General features: G+C 36.0%; 6 protein-coding genes. All 6 read left to right on the top strand.

Annotation, left to right across the window (positions count from 1 at the left end; genetic code table 11):
* Nucleotides 1–7: 7 nt before the first annotated feature.
* The 6 genes from J3U37_RS06055 to tssE all read left to right on the top strand — a co-directional run bounded on the left by J3U37_RS06055 (nt 8) and on the right by tssE (nt 8,801).
* The gene (locus J3U37_RS06055) at nt 8–3,346 is read left to right on the top strand and encodes an ImcF-related family protein (RefSeq protein WP_267373825.1); all 3,339 of its coding nucleotides are present in this window, start codon (nt 8–10) and stop codon (nt 3,344–3,346) included.
* Nucleotides 3,347–3,379: 33 nt separating this feature from the next.
* Nucleotides 3,380–4,990 (top strand): type VI secretion system protein TssA, encoded by a 1,611-nt coding sequence (tssA, locus tag J3U37_RS06060; RefSeq protein ID WP_267328555.1) that lies wholly within the window; start codon nt 3,380–3,382, stop codon nt 4,988–4,990.
* An 82-nt stretch (nt 4,991–5,072) separates the two neighbouring features.
* Nucleotides 5,073–6,836, top strand: a complete 1,764-nt coding sequence (tssF, locus tag J3U37_RS06065; protein WP_220219103.1) for a type VI secretion system baseplate subunit TssF — start codon at nt 5,073–5,075, stop codon at nt 6,834–6,836.
* Nucleotides 6,800–7,846: a type VI secretion system baseplate subunit TssG gene (gene tssG / locus J3U37_RS06070; protein WP_267373827.1), complete on the top strand. Its 1,047-nt coding sequence runs from the start codon at nt 6,800–6,802 to the stop codon at nt 7,844–7,846. Before tssF ends, tssG begins: the two co-directional genes overlap by 37 nt.
* Before the next feature lie 13 nt (nt 7,847–7,859).
* Nucleotides 7,860–8,375 carry a type VI secretion system lipoprotein TssJ gene (gene tssJ / locus J3U37_RS06075; RefSeq protein ID WP_220219105.1) on the top strand — a complete coding sequence of 172 codons (516 nt, stop codon included), beginning with the start codon at nt 7,860–7,862 and terminating at the stop codon, nt 8,373–8,375.
* Nucleotides 8,376–8,801 carry a type VI secretion system baseplate subunit TssE gene (tssE, locus tag J3U37_RS06080; protein ID WP_220219106.1) on the top strand — a complete coding sequence of 142 codons (426 nt, stop codon included), beginning with the start codon at nt 8,376–8,378 and terminating at the stop codon, nt 8,799–8,801.
* The last annotated feature ends 290 nt before the right edge of the window (nt 8,802–9,091 follow it).

Consider the following 9,091-nt stretch of genomic DNA (forward strand, 5'->3'; position numbering starts at 1 on the left):
GTTGTAAATGAGTCACAAATGGAAACGTGCTGGATTAATTTTCATTATTTTATTAAGTGCTGTATCTATAGCCTTAGGTCTTTTTTTCTGGGGTGATGAATTAGGTTTTACTACATTTGGACGTAAATTGGAAATGTGGGTCTATTGTATGCTGTTTATATTAGGCTTACTTTTAATTCCCGCAATCATTACCAATAGCCTTCGTATTGCAGCAAAAGATAAAATCAAGCGTGAAGCGCTTAATCCTAATGAAACAGCAAAACCAATAAAAGTAACCCCTTTCCCTGAATTTGCAGAAATTCAAAAAAAATGCCGCTATATTTCGGGGCTTTTCTGGCGTTATAAAATTAGAAAATGTTTAGTCATAGGTGCATCATCGGATGTGGAGTCGGCATTTCCTCGTCTACAACAAAATCAATGGCAGTTAAACGATAAAACTTTAATGATTTATGGTGGAAACATAGAAGATCCACTCAATACACCTTGGTTACTGGCGTTAAAAAAGCAATTATCAAGAATTATTCCGTTTTTTCGTAAACCTTTAAATGCAATAATTTGGGTTGTACCTAATAACTATCTTAATGAAACTCCTTGGCAACAATTAACCATTGAAAAAGCGATAACACAATTTAAATCACGTGATAAGTTGTTAAAATGGTCAGCGCCAGTTTATCTTGTTGCTACAGAAAATAGTGAGTGGTCACAAAAGGATCGCATTGAGCAAAGTGTCGGTTTACTTTTGCCAACAATAAAAAAAGATACAATGGCATCCGTTGTATCGTCTCTTAATGAGCTTTCGATATTGTGTAGTAAGCGTGGCGTTCAACAAATTAAAGTAAACAGTAACTATTCTTTTCTTTTAAGTCTTAGCCAAAAACTTGTTAAAGGTGATATCAATAAGATTGAAAATTACCTATTAACATTAACCTCTCTGCCTTTTTCACCACAGGTGAGAGGGTTGTTTTTTATACCTAATCAAACCTCATTAATGGAAGATAGCCCATTTTATGATAATTATCTATTAATGACACCGACATGGCAGTCGATTAGTGATGACGCTAATCAACAGCAAGGGCGACGCATGGGAATTCAATGGGGAATGGTTTCAGTTTGCGCCTTTTTGGGGCTTTTAGTCATTAGCGGTATAGGTATTGTCACTTCTTATTTTAATAATGCCTCGCTTATTGATAGTACAATTGAATTGGCAAAACAAGCTGATAATTCTGTTAAGCAAGATTATCTGTCCAAATTGCAAACACAATTTCAATTACAGCAGCGTGTAGAGCAATTGCTTCACCGTCAGCAACATGGCTCGCCATTATCACACCGTTTTGGGTTAAACCATAATGATGAATTGTTACAAAAATTATGGCTTACTTATAAAGTGACTAATTCACGTAATATTGCAACGCCGTTTCATGATCTTTTGACCAACTATTTAGTTTCATTAACAACGCTACCGCCTGAAAGTCCGGAACGAAAAAAATTAGTTGATTCAGCTTACGACTATTTGAAAGCTTATTTAATGCTAAGTCATCCTGATAAAAGTGATGGACACTATTTAAGTGATTTTGCCGCTCAAAATTGGCGAGCACCAAAAGAGATAAAAGATGGTGACTGGCAACAAATAATGCCAGAATTAGTTCGTTTTTGGGGACAAATGCTGAATTTGCACCCGGAGTGGAGCCTTTTTGAAGATAAACAACTTGTCAAAAGTACACAAAAAATACTGATAAATAAAATTGGCGTAAAAAATGCCGTTAACACGTTGTATCAAGAGATAATTCAGCGAGCAAGCCAACAATATTCTAATCAAAGTTTAGATCAATTGCTTGAAGGAATTGATAGCCATTTGTTGTTTTCTAATGAGACCGAAATTCCAGGTGTCTATACTCGTAAAGCTTGGGAAGGGTTAATAAAAGAAGAAATTGAAGATGCTGCAAAAATGCGACAAGAACAAATAGATTGGGTATTAGGTGATGATAATCAAAGCAACTTAACTGCTTCGATTGCGCCTGAAATTTTAAAAAAACAGCTGACAGATCAATATTTCAGTGAATATAGTGCTGCATGGCTTGATTTTTTAAACACAATTAAATGGCAACAAGCAGATAATGTTTCAGATGTAATTGCACAATTAACCTTACTCGCCGATAATCGCCAGTCTCCCTTAATTGCATTGATCAATGTTATTAAATATCAGTCAGAAGTTGAATATAAAGGCAATGGCATATCCGATAATTTAATGCGTACAGCACAACAAATTATGGGTAAAAAGAATCAATCAGTTTTACCAATGCCAGAAGAAAATGAGTCATCAGGGCCTTTAACTGCGACTTTTGCACCCGTATTGAGTTTGCTTAAGAATGATAACAACAATGGATTATCGCTACAAACTTATCTATCTCGTGTTACTCAAGTGCGCTTAAAATTACAAAATGTAACTAACAGTCAGGATCCTCAAGCTATGATGCAAGGTCTGGCAAAAAGTGTTTTCAAAGGTTCTTCCGTTGATCTAACTGAAACACGAGATTATGGCAATTTAATCGCCGCTAATTTGGGTGATGAATGGTCTGGATTTGGCCACAGCTTATTTAAACAACCCCTAGAACAATCTTGGCAAGTAGTTTTAACTCCTGCCGCTGATAGTTTTAATAGTGTTTGGCAAAATTATGTTGTTAATCAATGGGAAAAATCTTTTGCCGGTCGTTACCCGTTCAAAAATAGTGATAATGAAGCTTCTTTATCAGAAGTTGCTCGTTTTTTAAGGAGTGATACAGGTATTATCGATAACTTTATTGTCAATGAGCTTAATGGTGTATTAGAAAAGAAAGGGGGAAGATGGGTAGTTAATGCGGTTAATGCTCAAGGGCTTAATTTTTCACCAGCATTTCTAGAAACATTAGAATTATTTAATGATATTTCCTCGGAACTAATAACTTCAGGTGATGTCGCATTATCTTTCGATTTAATGCCGCGTAGTGGTAATCAGATTGTTCGTACAGAATTAATTATTAATAAGCAAAGATCAGAATATTTTAATCAAGCCCCGACATGGCAACGGTTTAATTGGCCGGGTGATGGTTATTCTCCTTATTCACAACTTAGCTGGAGCACAGATGAAACTGGCTTGAAGCTTTTTAATTATTACCATGGTGACTGGGCATGGATACGCCTATTAGAAAAAGCGTCAGTTAAACAACTTGATTCCAGCCGTTTTGAAGTGGTTTGGAAAACATCAGATGGCAAAAGGTTACGCTATATTTTAAGGACACAGTTAGGTAGTGGTCCATTGACTTTATTAAAATTACGTAACTTTAACTTACCAGATAGGGTATTTGAGTAAGTATTTATAAGAGATAGATAATGGAATACGATTATGTTTAGTCAGCTACTAAGCCGTTTATTTGGTACACAAGACCCAGATGAATCAATAAAAAAAGAGTTAAATCAAAAGTGGGCTGATTGGTTAGAGCCAATTAGTTTGGAAAAACCAACTGGTGAAGATTTAACTTATCATGATACTTTTCAGGAGATAAAAGAGGAGATTGCTAAACTTTCTGGTATTGATTATCAAATGGTTGCTATTGAAAGCGAAAATATACTAAAACAAAATAGTAAAGATATTCGAGTTGCAACTTATTATTGTTTAGCTCGCCTAAATTTAGATGGTGTTGACGGCTACACCGATGGGGTTGAATTACTGGCTGGATTACTCGATAAATTTGGAACAATAATTTACCCTTCACGGCATAATATTCGAAAAAATGCTATTGAGTGGTTAGCAAACGCTAGATTTATAGAGTTATTAGCTAATTTAAGACCACTACCCGAAGCTAATCTAACACGAATCATTTTTGCTTTAAATTTGATTGAAACGACATGCCAATCACTATTTGTAAGTGAAACATCTGAACAATCTATCGAAGCACCAGACCTATCGGCACTGGTCAGCTTTTTTAGTAATAACTTGAAGCATGAAGCCAAAAATTCTCAAGTTGAAGTTGCTACCGCAAGTGAGCCTCAAGTCATACCGGCATCGGAATCAACACCTAAAATAGTCGATGTTAAAATTGGATCGCAACGAGAATTACTCGATCAAGCACGTAAAATGGCTGTTTTCTTACGTGAGAAACCCGAAGGTTATCTTGCGGCAGCTCGCTTTTTACGAATTTTGCGCTGGGATACAGTTTTGGAGTTACCACCTACTGATCATCGAGGAAGAACACGTTTACCTGCACCAAGAGCTGAGCTAAAACAAAATATCAGCCGGTTAATTATTCAGCAACAATGGTTAGATCTTTTCGAACGTGTAGAGGCTGCTTTTATGGAGGGGGCTAATCATTTTTGGTTAGATCTTCAACGTGCAACCGTGCTTTCTTTCCAAAAAATGGGCGGGCAATATCAAGCATGGGCTGATATATTTTTAACAGATATTGGCTTAATGCTTGAACGGTTAAATGGAATTGAGAGACTGAGCTACGAAAATGGTATGCCTTTTGCCGATGATGAAACACTTAGTTGGATAGCCAGTAATGCCCGTATTCACCATTTAGATGAAGGTGACAGTATCGCCCCTATTTCTATATCTGGTGAGAACAACTGGAGTGAAATAGAAACGCAAGCGTTAGAATTGGCTCATAGTGAGAGTTTAGAGCAAGCCTTTCAATGGTTACAAAATATGCCGTCAATCAGAACAGCAAAGCAGCGGTATCTAGTTCAATATACACAAGCAAGAGTTGCTGAACAATTTGGCAAACATGATGTTGCCTTAAATTTATTGACAGGCTTAAATGGCCAACAGCAAGGTATCTCATTTTTGGAGTGGGAACCTGAATTACTATTTGATGTTAAACGTTGTCTGTTAAGGTTATTGAAGCAGAAAAATAAATCTAAAGATAACACAAAAATAGAGCTGTTGGAAAAAATAGACTTATTACAACATGAATTAATGCAGCTTGACCCTGCTCGAGCATTGAGTTTTATTTAACGATAAATTCAACTAACGGTCTGAATAAAAACAGGCGAAATAAATTCAACAAAATATAACGTTACAATAAAAGAGATAAACAATGGATGATTTAATTTTAGGCTACTATGAATCGGAAATGCGATATTTGCGAGAGGCCGGAAAGGAATTTGCAAAAATACATCCTGATAGAGCGAATTTATTAAATTTAGATAATGTCGGGGACAGAGACCCTTATGTGGAGCGATTATTTGAAGGATTTGCTTTTTTAACAGGACGATTACGTCAAAAGATTGATGATGATTTACCTGAGTTAACTGAAAGCCTAGTGACTTTACTTTGGCCTCACTATTTACGTTTAATTCCGTCATTATCTATCGTTGAATTAACGCCTAATTTTTCGACATTATCACGTCAAGAGTTAATCCCAAAAGGTTTACAAATGCAGACTGAACCTGTTGGGCAGGTTGGCACTAAATGTCCATTTAGAACAACTCAGGCGGTAACATTACAGCCAATTAAAATCAGTCAAGTTAATCTTGGTATTAATCATGATGGTCGAAGCATGATAACCATTCGTTTAAGTTTTAGTGAACTTGCCGATTTGGAGCAGTTAGATTTATCTTGTTTACGTTTGTATTTAAATGCGGATGCGCCAATAGCCTCAAATTTGCATCTGGCATTAACGCAACAAATTGCATCAATGTCTATTCGTTATTCGAATAATCCCGAAAACAAATTCGAGTTAAATGGCAAGATCACTCCGGTTGGTTTTAGTGATGAAGACCGCTTATGGTTAAAAGCGGATAATGCGTTTTCCGGTTATCAATTATTACTAGAATATTTTGCTTTCCGTGAAAAATTCATGTTTGTGGATTTACATGGTTTAGATAGTTGTCAGTTATCAGACTCTTGTTCTTATATAGATATTGAAATAGTTCTTAATCAGACCTGGCCAAGCGATATGCCGTTGCAAAATGATAATATTTGTTTGCATTGCGTACCTGTTATCAACTTGTTTGATATGGAAGCTGATCCGATTGTTGTAAATCAATTAGAGAGTGAATATTTGCTTCGTCCATTACTTCGTCAAGATGGTCATATTGAGGTCTACTCAGTTGAACATGTAGAATCAATTACGCGTGATGGGCGATATCGTTATGTGCCATTCACTAGCTTCAAACATCGTGGTGGTATGTTAAGACATGATGCTCCGGAAAGATACTATCATACCCGTGTTAGAAAAGGTGCATCCGGTTTACATGATACATGGTTAATTTTAGGCGGAAAGATTTGGGATAAAAATGAGTTGCTTGAAACTGAAACCTTATCTTTGCGTGTCACTGGTACCAATGGGATGTTACCACGTAAATCTTTACGTAATGCACGAATTAATGATCTTAAAGATTCAAATAGTAATATCGCTAAAGTGCGCAATCTTTGCTCTCCAACCATGCCTTGTTATCCTCCAACGGAGGATCGTTTTTATTGGCGAGTATTATCTCATCTTGCACCAAATTATCTTTCACTCATGAATGCAGAAGTTTTGCGTGGAACGCTTGCTTTATATGATTGGACAGATAACGAACTTAATCGCCGCCGTTTAGAGGGGATTGTAGAAGTAACGCATAGGATGATAAAACGCACAGTAAAAGGTATGTTGCAACGAGGGATAGAAATAGAAGTGACAATCAACAGTTATCAATTTACCGGTGAAGGTGATGTGCGACTTTTTGGTGAATTATTACATCAATTCTTCGCATTATATGCTGATGTAAATCTTTTCACTCAATTGGTTATGATTATTTTACCAACAGGAAATAAAATTGTATGGAATCAGAGCAAAGCATCGAAAATAGCCCTTTAATGCAAATGCTTGAAAAAAATCTGCCAAAAATTAACTTTTATCGTTTTTGTCAGTTACTCGAGCAATTATATGATAAAGAGCCATCTTTAGGTCGATTCGAATCACCTGTATCTGACCCATTAAGATTTGCACCTTCAGTCGATATGTCTTTTCCCGCGAGCGAATTGAAGTGTATTGAAAAGTCACCTTATTTAAATCGACCAACAACAGTAAGGACACGGTTTTTGGGTTTATATGGTGTCGATGCTGTATTGCCACTGGGGTTGCTTGATAATATCATTCGCCGAGAAGAAAATTATCAGGCTATGACTGACTTTTTGGATATTTTTAATCATAGGGTGATTACTCAGTTTTACCGAATCTGGTTAAAATACCATTATCCAGCAAGCTATTTAAGTGGTGGGCGAGATCCGATATCACAATGTTTATTCGGGCTAATTGGTTTGGGTATTAAAGGAACGAGTAAACAGATTGGTACACCGTTATCTCGTTTCTTTGCGCTGCTTGGGACTATGTCTCAAAAAACACGTACTGCACAGGGAGTCGCTGGCTTAATTCGATTATTGGTTGAAGATGCTAAAGTAGATGTTATTGAGTTTTATCCTATATGGCAATCGATCGACAAGCCTGCAAAATTAGGTGGGCAAGGTCAGCAAAAAATTGGATTAGATGGCGGTGCTATCCTTGGTTCTCGCTTTAAAGAGTGTAACCAGTGTATACATATCATTATCACCCCTCAACATGAAAATCAAATTGCGGATCTTCTGCCGGATGGTCAAACCTTTCATGATATTTTGGCTTTATTACGTGTTTATTTAGGTTATCAGGTTGATGCCAAAATCACATTACGTATAAAAAGAAAATTTTTACCGAAAAGCCAATTGACCCCCAACAATAGTCGATTGGGATTAACTGCATCATTTACTAAAACCAATACCAATAAAGACGCCATTGAAGATGTATTGGTAAATATAGGATTTTATTCTGGTATTGATTATCAGGCATATTAAAAAAGGAATTGAAATGAGAATAATAAAATCGATAACTACTTGCTTATTAATGATTTGGTTAACAGGGTGTGGTATTGCTCAGAGTGTGACAGAAACCGTAACAGGGATAAGCGATTCCGTTTTCAAGTGGAACATTAGAACGTTACATTTAGATATTACAGCCAGAGCTGAATTAAATTTAGATGATGAAAGCCGCTCATCTCCGGTGGTAATTCGCATATATCAGTTAAAAGAAGAAGATTCTTTTATCTCAGCTTCTTATCAAGATCTGGTTGATCAAGATAGTGAGATATTAAAAGATTCTCTCATTGAAAGTAAAGAAGTTGTCTTAAAGCCAAATACCTCAATTTCGATAGACACACCTTTTGATAAGAAGGCCGAAAAGGTTGGAATCGTTGCACTTTATAAAGAACCCAATTTGAAAGATGACAGTTGGCGATTAGTCTTATCTCGAGATGATTTACATATCACCGATCCACGTGAAATTATTGCAAATAAATATTCAATTGAACTAGTGGAAGAAAAGTAAATGAGTGCTTCACTATATGACATATTATACGGTTATTTTGAATCCGGAATTGATATTGATGATGTATCAGAAAATGAACAAACCATAATCAGTGTTATGGATAATATTGAGCGAATTTTAAATAGCCGGGCAGGTGCGATAAAACATCTGCCAGATTATGGGCTTCCCGATATGTCAACAATCTTTCAGGCTTTGCCTTCTTCTGCTTATGTATTAATGCGAGCAATAGAGAAAACGCTTCTGATTTATGAGCCAAGATTAGAATCAGTTAGTATTAATATTGATGAAAAAATTAATGATTCTATGGTATTAAGTTATGAATTAGTTTGTTATTTCAAAGAAGGTGGATTGGTTAAATATGGAACCTATTTTATGCCAGATGGTAAAGCTCGTTTAAAATATACCAAAAAAGCAACAAGGTATTAATTAGATTTTTAATGTTTAATGATTAAAAAACTCTAAAATATAAAGCGTATAAAAGTTAGCGGTTAATAACTAAAAAATTAAAAACTGCCAAGAAATGGTCAGGGATATTAAGGGATGTAATATGAAAAAGGAATTAGCCAAATTCATTGGCCCATTGGGTCAAGAGTTACTCCATGGACTGACAGGCTTAGCTGTCAGCCATAATCGTTATACCTTAACGGTTGACGGGTTAAATGCACCTGTTTCAGTATTAAAGGTTAATGGTGAAGAGCAGTTAAACCAGCCGTGGC

Source organism: Gilliamella sp. B3172 (assembly GCF_026536465.1).
In the GTDB taxonomy this organism is placed as follows: Bacteria; Pseudomonadota; Gammaproteobacteria; order Enterobacterales; family Orbaceae; genus Gilliamella.